Origin of the sequence: Kribbella sp. NBC_00482 (assembly GCF_036013725.1) — a bacterium.
Taxonomy (GTDB): domain Bacteria; phylum Actinomycetota; class Actinomycetes; order Propionibacteriales; family Kribbellaceae; genus Kribbella.
The window spans coordinates 5,864,710-5,885,719 of record NZ_CP107881.1; the positions used below are offsets into that span (position 1 = coordinate 5,864,710).

At 68.1% G+C, this 21,010-nt stretch carries 19 protein-coding genes; 16 read left to right on the top strand and 3 right to left on the bottom strand.

What is annotated here, in order from left to right; all coding sequences use genetic code 11:
• Positions 1-3: 3 nt before the first annotated feature.
• From OHB24_RS28550 to OHB24_RS28580, 7 genes are all read left to right on the top strand, one after another.
• The gene (locus tag OHB24_RS28550) at positions 4-903 is read left to right on the top strand and encodes a S41 family peptidase (RefSeq protein ID WP_327633938.1); all 900 of its coding nucleotides are present in this window, start codon (positions 4-6) and stop codon (positions 901-903) included.
• 42 nt (positions 904-945) lie between these two features.
• Positions 946-1,938 (top strand): S41 family peptidase, encoded by a 993-nt coding sequence (locus OHB24_RS28555; protein WP_327633939.1) that lies wholly within the window; start codon positions 946-948, stop codon positions 1,936-1,938.
• A 43-nt stretch (positions 1,939-1,981) separates the two neighbouring features.
• Entirely contained in the window at positions 1,982-2,710 is a 729-nt protein-coding gene (gene pgeF, locus OHB24_RS28560) for a peptidoglycan editing factor PgeF (protein ID WP_327633940.1), read from the top strand.
• Positions 2,707-3,420, top strand: coding sequence for a YggS family pyridoxal phosphate-dependent enzyme (locus OHB24_RS28565; protein ID WP_327633941.1), 714 nt, complete (start codon positions 2,707-2,709; stop codon positions 3,418-3,420). The genes pgeF and OHB24_RS28565 overlap by 4 nt, the downstream gene beginning before the upstream one ends.
• An 83-nt stretch (positions 3,421-3,503) precedes the next feature.
• Positions 3,504-4,055 (top strand): cell division protein SepF, encoded by a 552-nt coding sequence (locus OHB24_RS28570; protein ID WP_327633942.1) that lies wholly within the window; start codon positions 3,504-3,506, stop codon positions 4,053-4,055.
• Positions 4,056-4,093: 38 nt separating this feature from the next.
• Complete coding sequence (locus OHB24_RS28575) at positions 4,094-4,399, top strand: YggT family protein (protein ID WP_130379857.1); 306 nt, start codon at positions 4,094-4,096, stop codon at positions 4,397-4,399.
• A 135-nt stretch (positions 4,400-4,534) separates the two neighbouring features.
• Positions 4,535-5,284 carry a DivIVA domain-containing protein gene (locus tag OHB24_RS28580; protein ID WP_130379855.1) on the top strand — a complete coding sequence of 250 codons (750 nt, stop codon included), beginning with the start codon at positions 4,535-4,537 and terminating at the stop codon, positions 5,282-5,284.
• 98 nt (positions 5,285-5,382) lie between these two features.
• Here the strand turns inward: OHB24_RS28580 and OHB24_RS28585 are convergent, their stop codons facing one another.
• The gene (locus OHB24_RS28585; protein WP_327633943.1) at positions 5,383-5,838 is read right to left on the bottom strand and encodes a pyridoxamine 5'-phosphate oxidase family protein; all 456 of its coding nucleotides are present in this window, start codon (positions 5,836-5,838) and stop codon (positions 5,383-5,385) included.
• A gap of 46 nt (positions 5,839-5,884) precedes the next feature.
• On the opposite strand from OHB24_RS28585, the gene OHB24_RS28590 reads away from it, so the two are divergent.
• Entirely contained in the window at positions 5,885-6,361 is a 477-nt protein-coding gene (locus OHB24_RS28590; protein ID WP_327633944.1) for a MarR family winged helix-turn-helix transcriptional regulator, read from the top strand.
• Here OHB24_RS28590 and ileS read toward each other — a convergent pair.
• On the bottom strand, positions 6,358-9,516 hold the full coding sequence (ileS, locus tag OHB24_RS28595; protein WP_327633945.1) for an isoleucine--tRNA ligase: 3,159 nt from the start codon (positions 9,514-9,516) through the stop codon (positions 6,358-6,360). The two genes, OHB24_RS28590 and ileS, sit on opposite strands and share 4 nt — an antisense overlap.
• 462 nt (positions 9,517-9,978) lie before the next feature.
• Positions 9,979-10,137 (bottom strand): hypothetical protein, encoded by a 159-nt coding sequence (locus tag OHB24_RS28600; protein WP_327633946.1) that lies wholly within the window; start codon positions 10,135-10,137, stop codon positions 9,979-9,981.
• Between the two features lie 61 nt (positions 10,138-10,198).
• On the opposite strand from OHB24_RS28600, the gene OHB24_RS28605 reads away from it, so the two are divergent.
• The 8 genes from OHB24_RS28605 (at position 10,199) to dnaE (ending at position 20,982) form a co-directional block, all read left to right on the top strand.
• Positions 10,199-10,654 (top strand): TraR/DksA family transcriptional regulator, encoded by a 456-nt coding sequence (locus OHB24_RS28605; RefSeq protein WP_327633947.1) that lies wholly within the window; start codon positions 10,199-10,201, stop codon positions 10,652-10,654.
• On the top strand, positions 10,627-11,238 hold the full coding sequence (gene lspA / locus OHB24_RS28610; RefSeq protein ID WP_327633948.1) for a signal peptidase II: 612 nt from the start codon (positions 10,627-10,629) through the stop codon (positions 11,236-11,238). Before OHB24_RS28605 ends, lspA begins: the two co-directional genes overlap by 28 nt.
• Positions 11,239-11,252: 14 nt before the next feature.
• Entirely contained in the window at positions 11,253-12,161 is a 909-nt protein-coding gene (locus OHB24_RS28615; RefSeq protein WP_327641115.1) for an RluA family pseudouridine synthase, read from the top strand.
• 9 nt (positions 12,162-12,170) lie between these two features.
• The gene (locus OHB24_RS28620) at positions 12,171-12,791 is read left to right on the top strand and encodes a Type 1 glutamine amidotransferase-like domain-containing protein (RefSeq protein WP_327633949.1); all 621 of its coding nucleotides are present in this window, start codon (positions 12,171-12,173) and stop codon (positions 12,789-12,791) included.
• Between the two features lie 65 nt (positions 12,792-12,856).
• Positions 12,857-15,169 (top strand): ATP-binding protein, encoded by a 2,313-nt coding sequence (locus OHB24_RS28625; RefSeq protein ID WP_327633950.1) that lies wholly within the window; start codon positions 12,857-12,859, stop codon positions 15,167-15,169.
• Positions 15,170-15,281: 112 nt separating this feature from the next.
• A complete protein-coding gene (locus tag OHB24_RS28630; RefSeq protein WP_327633951.1) occupies positions 15,282-16,913 on the top strand; it encodes a glycoside hydrolase family 13 protein in 1,632 nt (543 codons plus the stop codon).
• Positions 16,910-17,227 carry a hypothetical protein gene (locus OHB24_RS28635; protein ID WP_327633953.1) on the top strand — a complete coding sequence of 106 codons (318 nt, stop codon included), beginning with the start codon at positions 16,910-16,912 and terminating at the stop codon, positions 17,225-17,227. The genes OHB24_RS28630 and OHB24_RS28635 overlap by 4 nt, the downstream gene beginning before the upstream one ends.
• Positions 17,228-17,433: 206 nt before the next feature.
• Complete coding sequence (gene dnaE / locus OHB24_RS28640; RefSeq protein WP_327633954.1) at positions 17,434-20,982, top strand: DNA polymerase III subunit alpha; 3,549 nt, start codon at positions 17,434-17,436, stop codon at positions 20,980-20,982.
• Positions 20,983-21,010: the final 28 nt, after the last annotated feature.

Below are 21,010 nucleotides of genomic sequence, written 5' to 3' on the forward strand. Positions count from 1 at the left end.
GTCATGCACACCGAAGAGATCAGGACCGTCATCGGCCGCCTGGGCGCACTGGTCGCCGAGCACTACGTCTTCCCGGAGGTCGGCGCCGAGGTCGCGAACCGGCTCGCCGCAGCGACCGCCGAGGGCCGGTACGACGACCTTCAGGCGCCGGAGCAGCTGGCCGAGCGCGTCACGGCCGACCTGCAACTCGGCAATGGCGACAAGCACCTGCGACTCAAGTTCCACCCCGACGGTCCGCCGGACGAGACCGACCCGGTGGCCGAAGAAGCACACTGGCGCCGGCTCGCCGAGCGTGACGCCGGCGGGATGGCGCGGGTCGAACGACTGGACGGGAACGTCGGCCTGCTCGAGATCCGGCCGTTGCTGTACGACCCGACCCAGGCGGGTGCGGCTCTGGCGGCCGCGATGACGCTGCTCGCGTCGGCGGACTCGCTGCTCATCGACCTGCGCCGCTGCGTGGGCGGGTCACCCGATCAGGTCGCTTTCGTCTGCAGCTACCTGTTCGACGCCGGCGAACCGATCCATCTGCAGGATCTGGTCTGTCCGGGCGACGGGACGACGCGGCAGTTCTGGACCACGTCGTACGTGCCGGGGCCGCGCTTCGGCGGCACCAAGCCGATCTGGGTGCTGACCAGCTCGACGACCTTCTCCGGCGGTGAAGAGCTGGCGTACGACCTGCAGCAACTCAAGCGAGCGGTGGTCGTCGGAGAGCGGACCCGCGGCGGCGCGCACCCGCGCCAGGGCTTCAAGCTGCACGATCACCTGGAGGCGACCGTGCCGGTGGTGCGTTCGGTCAACCAGATCTCCGGGACCAACTGGGAAGGCACCGGCGTCGTCCCCGACATCGACGTCCCCGCAGACGAAGCCTTCACCGAGGCCTACCGCCGCGCAGTCGCCGCCTAATTCAGCGGACGGGGTGCGGTGGGGAATGCTTCACTGGCGGCCATGCGCAACGACGAGATCGCGGCAGTCATCGAGCAGGTCGCCACGCTGGTCCGGACCCACTACCTGTTCCCCGAGGTGGGGGCGGCGGTCGCTGACCGGCTGATCGCGGCCGGGTCGGACGGGCGGTACGACGACCTGACCGAGCCGGAGCAGCTGGCCGAACGGATGACCGCCGATCTCCAGATCGGCAACGACGACAAGCATCTGCGGCTGATCTACCACGTGGACGAGTTGTTCGAGGAGGATGCCGACCCGGTCGCCGAGGAGGCGGCCTGGGTACGACGGGTCGAGCTGAACGCAGCCGGGATGGCGCGGGCGGAGCGGCTGGCCGGCAATGTCGGCGTACTGGAGATCCGGCCGACGCTCTTCGACCCGAAGTACGCGGCTGCCGCGGCCGCCGGTGCGATGGCGATGCTCTGGGCGACCGACGCGCTGCTCCTGGATCTGCGCGGGTGCCGAGGTGGTTCGCCGGACATGGTTGCCCTGGTGTGCAGCTACCTGTTCGAGGACGAACCGGTGCACCTGAACGACCTGGTCACCCCGTCGGCTGGGACGGTCCGGCAGTACTGGACCGTGCCGCAGTTGGTCGGCCCCCGGTTCGGCGGCACCAAACCGATCTGGGTCCTGACCTCCTCGTCGACCACGTTCTCGGCGGCCGAGGAGCTGACCTACAACCTGCAGCAACGTGGTCGCGCCGTCGTGGTCGGGGAACGCACGCGGGGCGGCGCCCATCCGCGCGAAGGTTTCACGGTCCACCCGCACCTCGAAGCGAGCGTTCCGATCGCGCGGGCGGTCAACCCGATGTCCGGTACGAACTGGGAGGGCGTCGGCATCAGCCCTGATCTTGAGGTTCCCGCCGACGAGGCGTTCGCGGTCGCCTACGGCCGGGCGTTGGATCACGTCGTCGGTCTGCAGGCCGGGCCTGGCAGGCGTGAGGTCACCGAGGAGGCTCGTGCGGCGCTCGCCGACCTGCAGATCGCTCCCACCAGCTGAGCCGATTCGGCCCTGAACGGTCCCGGCTGGATAGCCTTCAGGTGTGTTCGGTTACGACGAGGTTCTTTCCGCTGCCCGCTTCGCGTTCACCGATCGGTTCGGGGGTGCCAGCAGGCCGCCGTACGGCGCATTGAATCTGGGGAGTGCATCGGGTCCGGATGTGGACGGGGTGATCGCGAACTTCGGGCTGATCGCGGCCGAGTTCGGGGTGCCCTCGGACCACGTGGTGCGGGTCAGTCAGGTGCACGGCCGCGACGTTCACGTCGTACGGCCGGACGACGCACTGCCCACCCAGCCGATGCCGAAGGCGGACGCTCTGGTGACGACGCGATCCGATGTGGTGCTGGCGGTGCGCGCGGCTGACTGCCTGCCGGTGCTGTTGTCCGGTGACGGCGTGATCGGCGCCGCGCACTCCGGCCGCAAGGGAATGTACGTCGGCATCGTCCCGGCGACCGTCGACGCGATGCGGGAGCTCGGCTCGTCGACGATCACCGCGGTCCTCGGACCGTATGCGTGCGGGAACTGCTACGAGGTCCCTGAGGAGATGCGGGCCGAGGTCGCGGAGCGGGTGCCGGCGTCGTACTCCGAGACGACGTGGGGGACACCCGCGATCGACGTCGCCGCCGGTGTGAAGGCTCAGCTGGCCGAGCTCGGTGTCGAGGTGATCGACGCGACCGCCTGCACGATCGAGTCCGAGAACCTGTACTCGTACCGCCGCGAAGGTCCGGAGAGCGGGCGGATGGCGGGCCTGATCAAGCTGGTCGCACCGTGAGTACACGCGCCGACGAGCTCCGTCAGAATCTGGAGCAGGTGCAGGAACGGATCGAGAAGGCCTGTCAGGCGGCCGGGAGGGCCTGGGACGAGGTCACCCTCGTCGCGATCACCAAAACCTTCCCAGTCAGCGACGTACGGGCGCTTGCGGGCCTCGGGATCCAGGACGTCGGGGAGAACCGCGAGCAGGAGCTCAAGTCCAAGGCGCCGGAGTGCCCGGACCTCACCTGGCACTTCGTCGGTCAGTTGCAGTCGAAGAAGTCCCGTTCGATCGCGCGGTACGCCTCGGTCGTGCACTCTGTCGACCGGCCGTCACTCGTCGAAGCCTTGTCCAAGGCCGCGGTCGCCGAGGAGAAGACGTTGCGCTGCCTGATCCAGGTGAGCCTCGCGGCGTACGGATCCGCGGACGCGGCGACCGGCGCGAGCCGGGGCGGTGTCGCGCCCGCCGACGTACCGGAACTGGCCGCGGAGATCGCCGGTGCCGACGGCCTCGAACTCGGGGGAGTGATGGCCGTCGCACCCCTCGGATCGGACCCGGAGAATGCCTTCGCCGGACTGCGCGAAGTAGCGTCGCGACTACGCTCCGAACACCCTGGCGCGGACTGGATCTCGGCCGGGATGACCGGCGATCTGGAGGCCGCGATCAAGCACGGTGCGACACACGTACGGCTCGGGCGTGCATTACTCGGTACGCGCTCTCTGCTGGGTTAGTGTCGACATCGAGCGGGTTTTGCTTCCTGCTCACTGTTGTCGGTCGTTGTTGTCGCTGAACCGGATCGAGGTGCTGGAGGGCCATGAGCGGCGCACTGCGCAAGATGGGTGTGTACCTCGGCTTGGTCGAGGACGGGGAGCGCTACAACGCGCGGTACGACGACGAGTACGACGACTACGACGACGAGACGGTCGACGAGGTCGACGGGGACTCCCAGGAGGCCGAGCCGGTACCCGCCGGCCGGGAGAGCCGCGAGCCTCGCGAATATCGCGAGGAGCGTCAGGATCAGAGCGGCGCCACGGTCAGCAAGTTCCCAGACCGGCGCGGTGTCGCGTCGTCCCCGGAGGTTACCGAGTTGGCCCGCATCACCACCGTGCACCCGCGCAGCTACAACGAGGCGCGCGTCATCGGTGAGCACTTCCGCGACGGTACGCCCGTCATCATGAACCTGACCGAGATGGACCACTCCGACGCCAAGCGGCTGGTGGACTTCGCGGCCGGCCTGATCTTCTGCTGCCGGGGCTCGATCGAGCGGATCACGACCAAGGTGTTCCTGGTCTGCCCGCCGAACGTCACGGTGGCCGCCGAGGAGAAGGAAAAGATCGCTGCGGACGGGTTCTACAACCAGAGCTGAGGCCGGCGCTTCCGCCGTCTTCTACACTCGGTCTCGACATGGATGCTCTAGCGCTCGTCCTCATCGTTCTGTACTGGGTACTGCTCGCCTTCTTCCTGGTGCTGGTGGCGCGGTTCGTACTCAGTCTGATCGTCATGTTCGCTCCGCAGTGGCACCCCAAGGGGCCGTTGCTGCTGTTCTTCGAGCTGATCTACTCGATCACGGACCCGTTCCTGAAGCCGCTGCGGCGGATTCTGCCCCCGATCGGGGCGGGTGGGATCCGGATCGACCTGTCGATGCTGATGCTGTTCGTCATGGTGTCGGTGGCGATGGCGATCAACTCGACGGCCCTTCGGTCGTTGTAAGGGTGAGGACCGTGAAGACGGGGTAGATAGAGCCCGGATTCCGTCATAAGACAACGAAGCGATAACGTGATCTACTGAGTCGCCAAGGCGAGGGCCACGGGGACTCCGCCAAGACACAGACAAACGAGGTGAAAGATGCCGCTGACGCCGGATGACGTCCGCTCGAAGCAGTTCACGCCCGTCCGACTACGGGAGGGCTACGACGTCACAGAGGTCGACTCCTTCCTCGACGAGGTGGAAGCCGAGCTCGAGCGACTTCTCGCCGAGAACGAGGAGCTGCGGGCCAAGCTCGCGGCGGCTCAGCGCGCTGGTGCAGACCAGCAGCGCCCGGTCGACCAGACCGCCGCGCTGCCGCCAGTCGTGCAGCAGCCGAAGCCCCCGGTCGTGGTCGAGAAGCCCGAGGAGAAGCCGCCGGTGGTGGCCGCTCCGACCGCGGCTGCGGCGGCCGGCACGGTCGGTGACGCCTCCAGCTCCGCGGTGCGGCTGCTGGAGATGGCCACCAAGCACTCCGACGACCTGGTCCAGGAGGCGAAGGACACCGCCGACAAGATCATCGGCGAGGCCCGCGCCAAGGCGGAGCGCCTGGAGAACGAGGCCCGCGGCAAGGCTGACCGGATGACCGGTGAGGCCCGCGCCCGCGCCGAGAAGCTCGACGGCGAGATCGCCGAGCGCCGCGCGCAGATGCTCGGCACGCTGGAGAAGCAGAAGGGTCAGCTCGAGCGCACGATCGACGACCTGCACGCTTACGAGCGTGAGTACCGTAGCCGCCTGAAGACGTACTTCACCGAGCAGCTGAAGGCGCTCGGCAACGGCGACGACACGCTCAGCCCGCGCAACGGCTTCCGGCCGGAGGCGCGTGCGCAGGCGCACGGTCACGGCGTCTAAAAACGACGCAGGTCGAAGGGGCGGTGCTTTCCGGCAGCACCGCCTCTTCGCCATGTCTGGCCACCTCTGACGCAGGGTCTTTCGTTGGTGACTCGGAGTCAGGGCCAGGCGAGTGGAACCTCGCGGCCGCTGAGCGTCTCGACATCAGCAAGCCGCAGCCGGTACGGCGTGAGCCGCAGCAGAGCGGGTGATTCCCCGGATGGACCGTCGGGGAACACACTCCAGAAGTCGTAGCCGAGTGGTGCGGGAGCGTCCCGGTACAGCTCCCACACTCGTTGCCGGGTCGCCGCATCCGCGACCCACTCCGCCTCGCAGTCCGCGACGGCGACCTCATGACCGGGCTCCCAGTAGCTGCAGCTGACATACGAGCTGTGCGTCAGGTGCCGCACCTTCACCGGTGTCGCCCGCGTGACGATCCAGCCGGTCAGTTCGTCGTACAGCTCCCAGATCGGGTGCAGGATGCGGGTCCGTGGCCGATTGTCCGGCCCGACCGTGGCCACCGTGCACCAGACGATCCGATGCGCTCTGTCCAGGAACTCCTTTTGCACAACCATGGTTGTAGATTAGCCGATGCACAACCTCGGTTGTATATTTCGGGTCGTGGAGTTCGATCCGGCTGACGCCGACCTGTCCCTGGCCTCGTTGTTCGCCGGCTGGGCGCTTGCCGACGAGTTGCAGCGACGGCTCGTCGGTGAGGGATTCGCGGACTCGCGCTTCGCGGACGGTGTGGTGTTCCAGCATCTGGTCGGCGGGCCGGTGACGATCAGCACACTCGCGGAGAAGCTGGGCGTGACCCAGCAGGCCGCGTCGAAGTCGGTCGGCGACCTCTCGAGCCGCGGTTACGTCAGCAGGCAGCCGGATCCGGCCGACGCGCGGGCTCGTCAGGTGCTCCTCACCGAACGCGGCGAGGCCGTGATCGCTGCCGCCCGCACGCATCGTGCGGAGCTGGATGCGGAAGTTCGTCAGGATCTGGGGGACGACCGCGTTGAAGAGGCGCGGTTGTTGCTGGTGGAGCTGATCAACCGGCTCGGCGCGAGCCCTTCGTTGCGGGCTCGCGCCGTCCGGCCACCTCGTTAAGCCTTGGTGAGCCAGTAGGTGAGTTTCAGGTCCTCTTCGGTGCCTTCGGCAACGTCGACGAGCGTCTCGAGCGGCGTCGTCTGGCTGAGTTCGACGGCGAGGACCTCGCGGGCGATCTCGTCGGCGTGCTTGCCGAGGGCATCGGTCAGCTCGGTGTCGGTCGAGGTCAGCCAGACCTTGATCCGGTCCGACACCTCGAGGCCGGCGTTCTTCCGGGCCTCCTGCAGGGTGCGGACCACCTCGCGGGCCAGGCCGGCCTGCTTGAGTTCCGGCGTGACCTCGAGGTCGAGGGCTACGGTCTCGCCCTGCTCGTTGACCACCGACCAGCCTTCCTTCGGCCGCTCGGATACCAGCACCTCTGCCTCGCCGACCTGGACGTCCTCGCCGTCGACCACGACGGTCGCCGTACCCGACTCCTTCAGTGCGGCGGCCAGCGCGCCCGCGTCGGCAGCGGCGATCGCCGCCGCGACCACCGGGGTCTGCTTGGCGAACCGCTTGCCGAGCTCCCGGAAGTTGCCCTTCGCGGAGAACTCGACCAAGTCCGCGCCCGCCGAGGACAACGGCGCGACCGTGCCCACGTTGAGCTCGTCGGCGATCTCCCGCAGCAGCTCGGGGGAGAGGTCCGCGATCGCGGCCGACCCGACCAGTGCACGGGCCAGCGGCTGTCGCGTCTTCACCTTCGCCTCGGCGCGGGCCGACCGCCCGAGCTCGACGACCCGGCGCGCCATCGACACGTGCTGCGCCAGTACGTCGTCGATCAGCGTCTCGTCGTACGTCGGGAAGCTCGTCAGGTGCACCGACTCGGGCAGGCCGGACGTGACCGGGCGGAACACGTCCTGCCAGACCCGCTCGGTGACGAACGGCGTCAGCGGCGCCATCACCCGGGTGAGTACTTCGAGCGTCTCGTGCAAGGTGGCCAGCGCGCGAGCGTCACCGGCCCAGAACCGGCGGCGCGAACGGCGGACGTACCAGTTCGAGAGCACGTCGACGAACGAGTTGATCAGCAGACCGAGCCGCTGGGTGTCGAACGCGGCGTACGCCTCGTCGGTGTCCCGGACGAGCCGGTGCGTCTCGCTGACCAGCCAGCGGTCCAGCACCGAACGGTCGGCGACCGCCGGGGCATCGCTCGGCGACCAGTCGGCCAGCCGGGCGTACAGCGCGTGGAACGCGACCGTGTTCCAGTAGGTGAGCAGCACCTTCCGGACGATCTCGTTCAGCACGGTCGGCCCGATGCCGCGCGCCTTCCACGGCGACCCCGACGCGGCCATGAACCAGCGCACCGCGTCCGCGCTGTGGTCGTCCATCAGCGGCATCGGCTCCAGGATGTTGCCCAGGTGCTTGGACATCTTCCGGCCGTCCTCGGCCATGATGTGCCCGAGGCAGACGACGTTGCGGTACGACGATTCGTCGAACACCAGCGTGCCGATCGCCATCAGCGTGTAGAACCAGCCGCGGGTCTGGTCGATCGCCTCGGAGATGAAGTCCGCCGGGTAGGTCTCCGCGAACTTCTCCTTCGACCCCTCGGCCCACGGGTAGCCCCACTGCGCGAACGGCATCGAGCCCGAGTCGTACCAGGCGTCGATCACCTCGGGTACGCGGCGCGCCTCGGCGCCACAGGTCGGGCAGTCGAAGGTGATGTCGTCGACGTACGGCCGGTGCGGGTCGGTTGCGCTCAGGTCGCGGCCGGCCAGTTCACCGAGCTCCGCCAGCGATCCGACGCACACCTGGTGGTCCTCACCGCAGCGCCAGATCGGCAGCGGCGTACCCCAGTAGCGCGAGCGGGAGACGGCCCAGTCGATGTTGTTGCGCAGCCAGTCGCCGTACCGGCCCCACTTGACCGAGTCCGGGTACCAGTTGGTCTTCTCGTTCTCGCGGAGCAGGGCGTCCTTCACCTGAGTGGTGCGGATGTACCAGGACGGGAGCGCGTAGTACATGACCGGCGTGTGGCAGCGCCAGCAGTGCGGGTACGGGTGCTCGTACGGCACGTGCTTGAACAGCAGGCCGCGGTCCTTCAGGTCCTTGACCAGCGTCTCGTCGGACTTCTTGAAGAACTGCCCGCCGACCAGCGGTACGTCGGCGTCGAAGTGACCGCTCGCGTCCACCGGCTTCACGACCGGCAGGTTGTACGCGCGGGACACGGCAAGGTCCTCTGCACCGAACGCGGGGGACTGGTGCACCAGACCGGTGCCGTCCTCGATGGTGACGTAGTCCGCGAGGACGACGTAGTGCGCCGGCTCGTCGAACGGCACGAGCTCGAACGGCCGCTGGTACGTCCACCGCTCCATCTCGCGACCGCCGTACTCACCGGTGACCGTCCAGTCCTCGCCGAGCCGGTCCAGCAGCGGCTTGGCGACGACCAGCGACTCGGTGCCGTCGGTGGCGACGACGTACTCGACCTCCGGGTGTACGGCGACCGCAGTGTTTGAAACGAGTGTCCACGGGGTCGTCGTCCAGACCAGCAGCGACGCCTGGCCGGCCAGCGGGCCCGAGGTGAGCGGGAAGCGGACGTAGACCGACGGGTCGACGACGGTCTCGTACCCCTGCGCGAGCTCGTGGTCGGACAGGCCGGTGCCACAGCGCGGGCAGTACGGCGTGATCCGGTAGTCCTCGACCAGCAGGCCCTTGTCGTGGATCTGCTTGAGCGACCACCAGACCGACTGGACGTACTCCGGATCCATCGTCTTGTACGGGTGCTCGAGGTCGACCCAGTAGCCCATCCGCTCGGTGAGCTCGTTGAACGCGTCGACGTTCCGCAGCACGGACTCACGGCACTTGGCGTTGAACTCGGCGACGCCGTACGCCTCGATGTCGGCCTTGCCGTTGAAGCCGAGCTCCTTCTCGACCGCGACCTCGACCGGGAGGCCGTGGCAGTCCCAGCCGGCCTTGCGCTCGACCCAGAACCCCTTCATGGTCCGGTAGCGCGGGAACACGTCCTTGAAGACGCGGGCCTCGATGTGGTGGGTGCCGGGCATACCGTTCGCGGTCGGCGGACCCTCGTAGAACGTCCACGGCTGACCGCCGACCGACTGCTCGAGGCTCTTGGTGAAGGTGTCGTGCTCGTCCCAGAGGGTGAGCACCTCGCGCTCCAGCGCGGGGAAGTCGACCTGGGCGGGAACCTGCCGCCAGGGGGTGCCAGAGTTGTGCGCTGCCGCCATCTTCTGCGTCCTTCGTCCGTCCCTGCTTCCTGGACGAGGGACGAAGTGCCGGGCCTGTCGCCTGGCTACCGCGCGGTACCACCCTCCTTGGTGACCCAGAGTGCGGTCACCCACTTCCTTAACGACACGCTGCCGGTTCTAATAGGTCCCTACGGACTGTTCTTCCGGCGGCTCCGGGGTGATGGCCCCATCATTGCCTTGCGGTTCGCGGATCTCAGTGTACGGCGTCGTACCGGGTGACTACGAATCGTTAATCAGTGGTGTGGCGGGAATCCGGGTAGGACAATTCTGCTGCGAGAGCGGTCGGGGGACAGAGATTGTTACGGACAGTGACGTCCGCAATGCGGTTGTGACGCGCGGAACATCGAGCGGACTTGAAGAACCGACTACCGTATGTCCACGGTCTGCGAGTCGGCTGGCACGCGATGTTCGGGTGGCCTACTGTCTTGCGACCAGTCCGCTTCAGTCTCCGACGGAAGGCAGGGGGTAGCTGACCATGGCTACATCGGCACGGAAGAAGTCCGCCCCCCAACGTTCTGCAGCGGCCAAGAAGAGCGCCGCCGAGAAGCAGTCCGAACCGGTCCAGAAGACCTCCGCGGTGAAGAAGTCGTCATCGACCACTGCGGCCAAGAAAACAGCGGCTAAGACCCCTGCCAAGCAAGCTCCGACGAAGAGGGTGGCCATGAAGACGAACGAGAACAGGACCCCGGCGACGGCGCCGGCGAAGTCCGCAGCGCATACGGCCGAGACCTTCAAGGTGAAGCCGGGCGAGGAGCCGTGGACCGCTGCCGAGCTGGCCGAGCTGCGTGCGGAGCTGGAGGGTGAGGTCGAGCACCTCACGCAGGAGATCAAGGACGCCGAGCAGGAGATCGCGGGCCTGTTCCGGGACGGCAGCGACGGCGCCGGCAACGACCAGGCGGACGTCGGCTCCACGACCCTCGAGCGGTACCACGAGCTGACGCTGGCCAACAACGCCCGCGACATGCTCAACCAGATCGAGTTCGCGCTGACCCGGATCGACGACGGCACGTACGGCGTCTGCGACAACTGCGGCAACGCGATCGGCAAGGGTCGGCTGCAGGCGTTCCCGCGTGCGACACTGTGCGTCTCATGCAAAGAACGCCAGGAACGCCGCTGAACGACAACGCCTCGTCCCACCAGGTGGAGGACGCAGACTCACCGGAACCGGCCGACGACCCGTCGGCCGGTTCTCCGTCGTCGCCGGCCGGTCACTCCTGGAAATGGACTGTTGTTTTCGGCGGGGTCGGACTGCTGATTCTGATCCTGGACCAGGTGACCAAGGCGATTGCCTTGGCGCATCTGACGCCTGGGGAACCGGTGGACGTGATCGGTTCGCTGCTCAAGTTCAACCTGATCCGGAACTCCGGTGCCGCGTTCAGCCTCGGCGCCGGCTACACGCCGTACATCGCCGCGGTCCAGATCACCGTGGCGCTCGGCGTCGTCTACCTGTCCCGCAAGCTCGGGTCGGCGGGCTGGGCGGTCGCGTTCGGCCTGCTGTTCGGCGGCGCGGTCGGGAACATCCTGGACCGGATCTTCCGGGAGCCGTCGCCGTTCCACGGGCACGTGGTCGACTTCCTGCAGACCCCGCACTGGGCGATCTTCAACGTCGCGGACATGGCCGTGACGTCGGCCGCCGTACTGCTGGTGATCCAGACGCTGCGCGGAATCAGGCTCGACGGGACCAGGGAGCATCGGCAGTGAGCTCCCGGACAGTGATGGTGCCCGACGGTCTCGCGGGCGAGCGGCTGGACGCAGCCCTGTCGCGGCTGTTCGGTGTCTCCCGGACGAAGGCCGCCGAGCTGATCGAGTCCGGCCTGGTCCAGGTCGACGGGGCCACGGCGCCGAAGTCGTCCCGGGTCACCGCCGGCGTGATGCTCGACGTCGAGCTGCCGGCGCCGCCGTCGGAGGTGACCGTCGTACCGGAGACCGTCGACAACCTGCGGATCGTGTACGACGACGACGAGATCGTCGTCGTGGACAAGCCGGTCGGCGTCGCCGCGCACCCGTCGCCCGGCTGGACCGGCCCGACCGTGATCGGGCACCTGGCCGGTGCGGGCTTCAACATCTCCACGAGCGGCGCGGCCGAGCGCAAGGGCATCGTGCACCGGCTGGACGTCGGGACGTCCGGGCTGATGGTGGTCGCGAAGACGGAGTACGCGTACACCGTCCTGAAGCGCGCCTTCAAGGAGCGCACGGTCAAGAAGATCTACCACGCGCTCGTGCAGGGTCATCCCGACCCGTTCACCGGTACGGTCGACGCGCCGATCGACCGGCACCCGCACCACGACTACAAGTTCGGCGTGGTGGCCGGCGGGAAGCCGAGCATCACGCACTACGAGACCCTCGAGGCGTTCCGGTACGGGACCCTCCTGGAGATCACCCTCGAGACCGGCCGCACCCACCAGATCCGCGTCCACATGTCCGCGATCGGGCACCCGTGCTGCGGCGACCTGACGTACGGCGCCGACCCGGTCCTCGCCGAACGCCTCGGCCTCACCCGCCAATGGCTGCACGCGATGCGCCTGGGCTTCGCCCACCCCGGCACGGGCGAGTACGTCGAGTTCACCTCGAAGTACCCCGAAGACCTCGACCAGGCGCTCGACCTCCTCGTCGACGCCCAGTAAATACGCCCAGTGAAGCTGTACCTCTCGTCGTTCCGCCTCGGCGATCACCCCGAGCACCTGGTCGGCCTCCTCCCACCTGGCGCACGCGTCGCGGTCGTCTGCAACTCCATCGACGCCGAGGCCCGTGAAGTACGCCGGGAGAAGGTCGCCGACGAGATCACCTGGCTGACCGGGTTGGGTCTGGACGCCGAGGAACTCGACCTGCGCGAGGTCGCCGACGACCTCGGCGCCAGGCTCTCGGCGTACGACGGGATCTGGGTGCGAGGCGGCAACGTGTTCGTGCTCCGCGTCGCCATGGCACGTTCAGGCGCCGACCAGATCCTGCCGGACCTGATCCGCACCGAGGAACTGGTGTACGCCGGTTACAGCGCCGGACCGTGCGTCCTGGCGCCCAGCCTGCGTGGTCTGGAGCTGTGTGACGACACGACCGCCGTCGACGGCGAGGTCGTCTGGGACGGCCTCGGCGTCCTCGACCACGCGATCGTCCCCCACCTCGACTCACCCGGTCATCCCGAGACGGACTTGCTGGCGAAGGTCGCCGAGCTCTACGACCGCACCGGCGTACCGCACGTCAAGCTGACCGACGGTCAGGCCCTCGTCATCGACGGCGATCGTCGCGAGCTGGTCTAGGGGTGCTCGACCAGCTGTGCACTCCGAGCCGGTCTCAAGCGTTCGAATCCGGCCTACGCTGAGGCATGCCGGGGTCGAAGCCAGCGTCGTCGGCTCGTGGGCGGTTGCCGGCTGAGCTGACGAGTTTCGTCGGGCGGCGTCGCGAGCTGGCGGACACGAGGCGGTTGCTGTCGAGCAGCCGTCTGCTGACGCTGACCGGCACCGGGGGAGTCGGCAAGACCCGCCTGGCGCTGCGGATGGCTGCCGAGGTACGGCGTACCTTCTCCGACGGCGTGTGGTTCGTCGAACTGGCCGCGCTGCACGACCCGGCCCTCCTCGGACACACGCTGGCGGGAGCGCTCGAGCTGAGCCAGGTATCGGCCGACCCGACCGCGGATCTCGCCGAGTACCTGGAGGACAAGCACCTGCTGCTGGTGCTGGACAACTGCGAGCAGGTGGCCGAGGCCTGCGCCGTACTGGCGAGCAAGCTGCTGGCCGCCGCGCCACAGCTGCGGATCCTCGCGACCAGTCGGCACGTGCTGGGCGTGGAAGGTGAGCAGGTGCTAGCGGTGCCACCGTTGCCGACGCCGCCGGCCGACGCTCCGGACGCCGATGTGGGTCAGTACGAGTCATTGGTGCTCTTCGCCGATCGGGTGCGCGCTGTGGTGCCGGAGTTCGAGATCGACGACAGCAACCGGGCCCAGGTGATCGAGGTCTGCCGGCAACTGGACGGCGTACCGCTGGCGCTGGAGCTCGCGGCGGTCTGGATGCGGACGCTGTCCTTGTCGCAGATTCTGGAGCGGCTCGAGGACCGCTTCCGGCTGCTGTCCGGTGGAAGGCCTGCCGGTCCGGTCCGGCAGCAAGCGCTGGACGCCGCCGTGACCTGGAGCTACGACCTGTGCTCACCGGCCGAGCGGCTGCTGTGGGAGCGGCTGTCGGTCTTCTCCGGCGGCTTCGACCTCGAGGGCGCGGAGGAGGTCTGTTCCGGCGACGGAATCCCACGGCAGCAGGTGCTCGACCTGGTCGCGGGTCTGGTGAACAAGTCGATCATCACCCGCACAATGGCCACCGCCCATACGGTTGCCTGGTACGACATGCTCACCACGATCAGCCAGTACGGCGGCCTGCGGCTGGCCGAGGCGGGCCGGACCCGGGAGTTCAAGCTGCGGCATCGTGACTACTACCGCGCGCTGGTGGACGTGTGGGCGGACGACAGCTTCGGTCCGGGGCAGGCCGACTGGTTCATCCGGATGCGCCGTGAGCACGACAATCTGCGGGCCGCGCTCGACTTCTGCCTGGCCGAGCCGGGTGAGGGCCCTGCCGCCGTCGAGATCGCCGCACCGCTGTGGAACTTCTGGTTCGCCGGTTTCCTCCGCGAAGGTCACCGGTACCTCCTCCTGGCGATCGGTGCCGCGCCGGAGCCGACGCCCGCGCGGGCCCTGGGGCTCTGGGCGGGCGGCTATCTGGCGATGTTCCTCGGCGAGACGGACCAGTTGGCCCCGCTGCTGGCCGAGTGCAAGGAACTCGCCGAGCGGTACGACGACGATCCGCTCCGCGCCCGGATCGCGGAGGTCGCCGGGCATGCCCTGCTCTACCAGGGCGACCTGCCTGGCGCGATCACCCTGCTGGAGGAGGGGCTGGCCGGGTACCGTGCGGTCGGCGACAAGCTCGGCGAGTTCGACTCGCTGATCCTGCTGGCCGCGACCACCTTCTTCCTCGGCGATCCGCGGGTGGAGGAGTTCAGTCAGGCGGCGTACGACCTGGCCGCATCCCGGGGCGCGGACTCGTCGAAGGCCTATGCGCTGTGGACTGTCGGGCTCGTGCAGTGGCGTGACCACGATCGGTTCGACGAGGCGACCCGGTCGTTCCGGGAGGCGATCCGGTTGTGGCAGCCGCTGAACGACCGGACCGGGATCGGGTTCTGCGTGCAGGCGCTCTCGTGGTGCGCCGGCTCGGCCGCACCGGATGAGCGGGCCGCCCGGTTGATGGGTGCGTCGCGGGCGGTATGGCGATCCAGTGGTGCACATGTCGACGAGACGACGCCGTACAGCCAGTTCGACGACCTGACCGAGCGGCGCATCCGGGCGGCGGTCGGTGACGTCGTCTTCGACGCGGCATTCGCGCAGGGTGCGGCGTACTCGTTCGACCAGGCGGTCACGCTGGCGTTGGGGGAGGAGCGGGAGAGCGCGGCGAAGCCGGGGCTGGCCGGGCGGCTGACGCGGCGGGAGCACGAGATCGCCGTACTGCTCGGTGAAGGCCTCAGCAACCGGGAGATCGCCGCCCGCCTGGTGATCTCGCAGCGCACTGCCGAGACCCATGTCGACCACATCCTCAGCAAGCTCGGCTTCGCCTCCCGGGCCCAGGTCGGCCGCTGGGTGGCGGAGCACCCCGAGCGGTAACGCTTCCGCGATACCTACGTACCGAAATACGTAGGTCTCCCGATGCCTTCGCCGACCGGTCTGCGGATCCTTGCTGACAACGTTGTCCCCTCCCACGTTGCCGAGGTCCCCGATGTCTGCCGAGACGAGTTGCCCACCCGGTTGGTGGCGGAACGCGGTGATGTACCAGGTCTACGTGCGCAGCTTCGCGGACTCCGACGGTGACGGTATCGGCGACCTGGACGGTGTCCGGGCCCGGCTGCCGTACCTGCGCAGCCTCGGCGTCGACGGTTTGTGGCTGAACCCGTTCTACCCGTCACCGCTGCACGACCACGGGTACGACGTCTCGGACTATCGCGGCGTCCACCCGGACTACGGAACGCTGGACTCGTTCGACCGGCTGGTCCGCGACGCCCATCGCCTCGACCTCAAGGTGATCGTCGACGTCGTACCGAACCACTGCTCCATCGAGCACCGCTGGTTCCTGGCGGCGCTCGCGGCCGGTCCCGGGAGCCCGGAGCGGGACCGTTTTCATTTCGCGGACGGTCAGGGCGACGAACCGCCGAACAACTGGCGGTCGATCTTCGGTGGGTCCGCCTGGCAGCGAGTGCCCGACGGTCAGTGGTACCTGCACACTTTCGCGGCCGAGCAGCCCGACTTCAACTGGCGGCACCCGGACGTCGAGGCGGCCTTCGAGGAGGTCCTGCGGTTCTGGTTCGACCGTGGCGCGGACGGGCTGCGGATCGACGTCGCGCACGGGCTGCACAAGGCCGAAGGGCTCCCGGACCATGAGCACGCCGGCCACGACGAGCTGACCGGCGACCCGATCAACCCGCACGCCTGGAACCAGCCCGAGGTGCACGACGTGTGGCGCAGCTGGCGAGCCATCGCGGAGGAGTACACGCGGCGGACCGGCAGGGAGCGGGTCCTGGTCGGCGAGGTCGGCCTGCTCGACACCGAGCAGCTCGCGCGCTACCAGCGTCCGGACGAGCTGCACCAGACCTTCTTCTTCGAGTTCCTCCGCGCCGACTGGGACGCGCCGGCGCTGTACGACGTGATCGACCGGGGCCTCGGGACGATCGCCGGGTCCGGGTCCTCCGTCGCCTGGGTGCTGAACAACCACGACATGCCGCGGTCGGTCACCCGGTATGCCGGAGGTGCACCAGGTACCGGACCCGGCGATCTCGAACTCGGCCTGGCCCGGGCCCGGGCGGCCGCGCTGCTCATGCTGGCGCTGCCGGGATCGTCGTACCTGTACCAAGGTGAGGAGCTCGGTCTGCCGGAGGTCACCGACCTGCCGGAACACCTGCTCACCGATCCGATGTTCCACCGCACCGGCGGGGTCCGACGAGGACGGGACGGGTGCCGCGTCCCGCTGCCGTGGACCGCGGAGCATGACGTGTTCGGCTTCTCCCCGGACGGCTCGGCCGGTACGACGTGGTTGCCGCAGCCGGACTGGTTCGCGGAGCACGCGGTGGACCGGATGCTCGATCGCGGCGACTCGATGCTGCACCTGTACCGGGAGGCGCTCGCTCTGCGCCACCGCCTCCCCACACTCGGGTCGGACGAGTTCCGCTGGCTGCCGACGGAGCCCGGCGTACTGGCGTTCACCCGCGGCGACGGCTTCGCGTGCGTCGTCAACTGCTCGCCCAAGCCGGTCTGCAACCCGGTCGACGGCCCCCTGCTCCTCGCCAGCAACCCTGAGGCCGGCGAGAAGCTCCCTCCGAACAGTGCCGTCTGGGCCCTGTTGGAGGGCGAGGCGTGACGCGGCCGCTGGCTCTCGGATACATCCGGGCACGGGTGCGGACGACGACCGACGAGATCGCTGCGGCGAAAGTGGACCTGGCGGCGTTCGCCCTGGCCGAAGGGCTCGCCCTCGGCACCGTCTATCTCGAAGACCCGCGGACCGCGCCGGCCGCGTTCGAGGCGCTGCTGGACGAGGTCCGCAGCGACAACGACGTCTGGGTCGTGGTGGTGCCGACCCCGCAGCACCTGACCGATGGCGGTCTCCAGGTGATGAGACGAGACCTGGAGCACCACGGCGCGGTGCACGTGATGGTCGCGGCGGCGACCCCCTGAACCGGCTGACCTGGCGTTCTTGAGACCCCCTGCTCGGCGCCAGGTCGGCCGCTCCACCCTCCGGACAACTGGTGTGGAAGTGGTGTGTTCCACGCCCGGATAGCGGGCGGTGGCGGGCTCGCCGGTGAGCCGATTCAGAACTGTCCCCGGGCCCGCATAGGCTGTGCGGGTCCACCTGAATCGCGCCCTGGGAGGTCTGCGTCGATATGGCGTCCAGCGACAGTTTTGTGCATCTCCATGTGCACACGGAGTACTCGATGCTGGACGGCGCCGCGCGGATCGACGAGTTGTTCAAAACCGCCCAGGAGATGGGCATGCCGGCGATCGCGACCACGGACCACGGGTACGTGTTCGGCGCCTACGAGTTCTGGAAGACCGCGAAGAAGTACGACGTCAAGCCGATCATCGGCGTCGAGGCGTACCTGACGCCGCACACCCACCGCTCGGAGCGGAAGCGGGTCAAGTGGGGCGACGCGAACTCCGGCCGTGACGACGTCTCCGGCTCGGGTGCCTACACCCACATGACGCTGCTGGCGAAGAACACCTCCGGCATGCACAACCTGTTCAAGATGAGCTCGCTGGCCAGCCTCGAGGGCTATTACTTCAAGCCCCGGATGGACCGCGACCTGCTGAACACGTACGGCCAGGGCCTGATCGCGACCACCGGCTGCCCGTCCGGCGAGGTGCAGACCCGGCTCCGGCTGGGGCAGTACAAGCAGGCCGTCGAGGCCGCCGCGGAGTTCCGCGACATCTTCGGCCGGGAGAACTACTACTGCGAGCTGATGGACCACGGCCTCGGCATCGAGCGGAACATCCAGGGCGACCTGCTGAAGCTCGCGAAGGAGCTCGGCCTGCCGCTGGTCGCGACCAACGACCTGCACTACACCAAGCCCGAGGACTCGATCGCGCACGCCGCGCTGCTGTGCGTCCAGTCCGGCTCGACGCTGTCCGACCCGAACCGGTTCAAGTTCGACGCCAACGAGTTCTACGTCAAGACCGCGGCCGAGATGCGCGAGGTCTGGAAGGACTTCCCGGAGGCGTGTGACAACACGCTGCTGATCGCCGAGCAGTGCGACGTCAGCTTCACCGAGGGTGAGGGCCGGTTCATGCCGCGGTTCCCGTGCCCCGAGGGCCACAACGAGGAGTCGTGGTTCGTCTCCGAGGTGGAGACCGGCCTGCACTTCCGGTATCCCGACGGCATCCCGGACGACGTCCGCAAGCGCACCGACTACGAGCTCGAGGTCATCGTCTCGAAGGGGTACGCCGGGTACTTCCTGGTCGTCGCCGACTTCATCAACTGGGCCAAGGCGAACGGCATCCGGGTCGGCCCGGGCCGTGGCTCCGGCGCCGGTTCGATGTGTGCGTACGCGATGAAGATCACCGACCTGGACCCGCTGCTGCACGGTCTGTTCTTCGAGCGCTTCCTGAACCCGGAACGTATGTCGATGCCCGACTTCGACATCGACTTCGACGACCGTCGCCGCCCCGAGGTGATCCGGTACGTCACCGAGAAGTACGGCGACGACCGGGTCGCGATGATCGTCACCTACGGCACCATCAAGGCCAAGCAGGCGATCAAGGACGCCGGCCGGGTGCTGGACTACCCGTTCGCGATGGGCGACCGGATCACCAAGGCGATGCCGCCGGCCGTGATGGGCAAGGACGTCCCGCTGTCCGGCATCTTCGACCCGCAGCACAAGCGGTACTCCGAGGCCGGCGAGTTCCGCCAGCTGTACGAGGGCGACCAGGACGTCCGCAAGATCGTCGACACCGCCCGCGGCCTGGAGAACCTGAAGCGCCAGTGGGGCGTGCACGCGGCCGGCGTGATCATGTCCAGCGAGCCGCTGATCGAGCTGATCCCGATCATGCGCCGCGATCAGGACGGCCAGGTCATCACCCAGTTCGACTACCCGAGCTGCGAGACGCTCGGCCTGGTCAAGATGGACTTCCTGGGCCTGCGGAACCTGACGATCATGGACGACGCGGTCAAGAACATCGAGGCCGCGCACGGGATCTCGGTCGACCTCGACAAGCTGAGCAAGGACCTCGACGACAAACCGACGTACGACCTGCTGGCGCGGGGTGACACGCTCGGCGTCTTCCAGTTCGACGGCGGGCCGATGCGGGCGCTGCTGCGGCTGATGAAGCCGGACAACTTCGAGGACATCTCCGCAAGTACGGCGCTCTACCGGCCGGGCCCGATGGGTGCGAACAGCCACACCAACTACGCGCTCCGCAAGAACGGGCAGCAGGAGATCAGCTATCCGCACGACGAGCTCGCGGTCGCGCTGGAGCCGGTCCTCGGCGTCACCTACGGCCTGATCGTGTACCAGGAGCAGGTGATGGAGATCGCCCAGCGCCTGGCCGGCTACACGCTCGGCAAGGCGGACCTGCTCCGCCGGGCGATGGGCAAGAAGAAGCGCGAGGTGCTGGACGCGGAGTACGTCGGCTTCGAAGAGGGCATGAAGTCGAACGGGTTCTCCGACGCGTCGATCAAGGCGTTGTGGGACGTCCTGCTGCCGTTCTCCGACTACGCGTTCAACAAGGCGCACTCCGCGGCGTACGGTCTGGTCTCGTACTGGACCGCGTACATGAAGGCGAACTACCCGGCGGAGTACATGGCCGCCGTCCTGACGTCCGTGAAGGACGACAAGGACAAGATGGCCATCTACCTGAACGAGTGCCGCCGGATGGGCATCAAGGTGCTGCCGCCGGACGTCAACGAGTCCGACTCGAACTTCACCCCGGTCGGCACCGACATCCGCTTCGGCCTGTCCGCGATCCGCAACGTCGGCGTGAACGTGGTCGCCGAGATCGTCGGGGCCCGCGAGGAGAAGGGCCGGTTCACCGACTTCGTCGACTTCATCGACAAGGTGCCGCTGCCGGTCTGCAACAAGCGCGTGATCGAGTCGCTGGGCAAGGCCGGCTCGTTCGACTCGATGAGCCACGCCCGGCGGGCGATCGTCGCGGTGCACGAGCAGGCCGTCGACGAGGCCATCGACCTGAAGCGGAACGAGGCACACGGCCAGTTCGACCTGTTCTCGATGGGCGACGACGACGCGGACGAGGGCGAAGGCAACAGCCGCCTGACGGTGACGGTCCCGGAGATCGAGGAGTGGGACAAGGCCACCAAGCTGGCGCACGAGCGCGACATGCTGGGGCTGTACGTGTCCGACCACCCGCTGTTCGGCGTCGAGCACGTGCTCACCAACGGCAGCGACTGCACGATCGGTCAGCTGCTCGCGGACGAGGAGCGGCCGGACGGCAGCCGGGTGACGATCGGCGGCCTGGTGACCGCGGTCCAGCGGAAGGTGAACAAGCGCGGCGACATCTACGCGATCGTCACCATCGAGGACCTCGAAGGTTCGATCGAGGTGATGATGTTCTCCTCGGCGTACCAGCTGCACGCGCACCTGCTCACCAACGACGCGATCATCCTGATGAAGGGCCGGGTACGCCGCCGCGAGGACCGTCTCGAACTGAGCGGTGACGAGGTTGTCGTCCCCGACCTCACCGAAGGCCCGAGCGGCCCGGTCGTCCTCACGATGCCGGTCAACCGCTGCACGCCGCCGGTCGTCGACCAGCTGAAGGACATCCTGACCTCCCACCCCGGCATGACCGAGGTCCACCTACGCCTCCAGGCCCGCCAGAAAACCACCGTGATGCGCATCGGCGACCGCTTCCGCGTAACCCCCACCTCATCCCTCATGGCCGACCTGAAAGCCCTCCTGGGCCCCTCCTGCCTGGCCAGCTGATCGATTGTGGAACCCATGCGTCACACTG

Excerpts from the sequence above, each read along its gene's own strand:
- OHB24_RS28550 (WP_327633938.1), top strand. The coding sequence starts at position 4 with ATGCACACCGAAGAGATCAGGACCGTCATCGGCCGCCTGGGCGCACTG.
- OHB24_RS28555 (WP_327633939.1), top strand. The coding sequence starts at position 946 with ATGCGCAACGACGAGATCGCGGCAGTCATCGAGCAGGTCGCCACGCTG.
- OHB24_RS28570 (WP_327633942.1), top strand. The coding sequence starts at position 3,504 with ATGAGCGGCGCACTGCGCAAGATGGGTGTGTACCTCGGCTTGGTCGAG.
- OHB24_RS28575 (WP_130379857.1), top strand. The coding sequence starts at position 4,094 with ATGGATGCTCTAGCGCTCGTCCTCATCGTTCTGTACTGGGTACTGCTC.
- OHB24_RS28580 (WP_130379855.1), top strand. The coding sequence starts at position 4,535 with ATGCCGCTGACGCCGGATGACGTCCGCTCGAAGCAGTTCACGCCCGTC.
- OHB24_RS28585 (WP_327633943.1), bottom strand. The coding sequence starts at position 5,838 with ATGGTTGTGCAAAAGGAGTTCCTGGACAGAGCGCATCGGATCGTCTGG.
- ileS (WP_327633945.1), bottom strand. The coding sequence starts at position 9,516 with ATGGCGGCAGCGCACAACTCTGGCACCCCCTGGCGGCAGGTTCCCGCC.
- OHB24_RS28605 (WP_327633947.1), top strand. The coding sequence starts at position 10,199 with ATGAAGACGAACGAGAACAGGACCCCGGCGACGGCGCCGGCGAAGTCC.
- lspA (WP_327633948.1), top strand. The coding sequence starts at position 10,627 with ATGCAAAGAACGCCAGGAACGCCGCTGAACGACAACGCCTCGTCCCAC.
- OHB24_RS28615 (WP_327641115.1), top strand. The coding sequence starts at position 11,253 with ATGGTGCCCGACGGTCTCGCGGGCGAGCGGCTGGACGCAGCCCTGTCG.
- OHB24_RS28625 (WP_327633950.1), top strand. The coding sequence starts at position 12,857 with ATGCCGGGGTCGAAGCCAGCGTCGTCGGCTCGTGGGCGGTTGCCGGCT.
- OHB24_RS28630 (WP_327633951.1), top strand. The coding sequence starts at position 15,282 with ATGTCTGCCGAGACGAGTTGCCCACCCGGTTGGTGGCGGAACGCGGTG.
- dnaE (WP_327633954.1), top strand. The coding sequence starts at position 17,434 with ATGGCGTCCAGCGACAGTTTTGTGCATCTCCATGTGCACACGGAGTAC.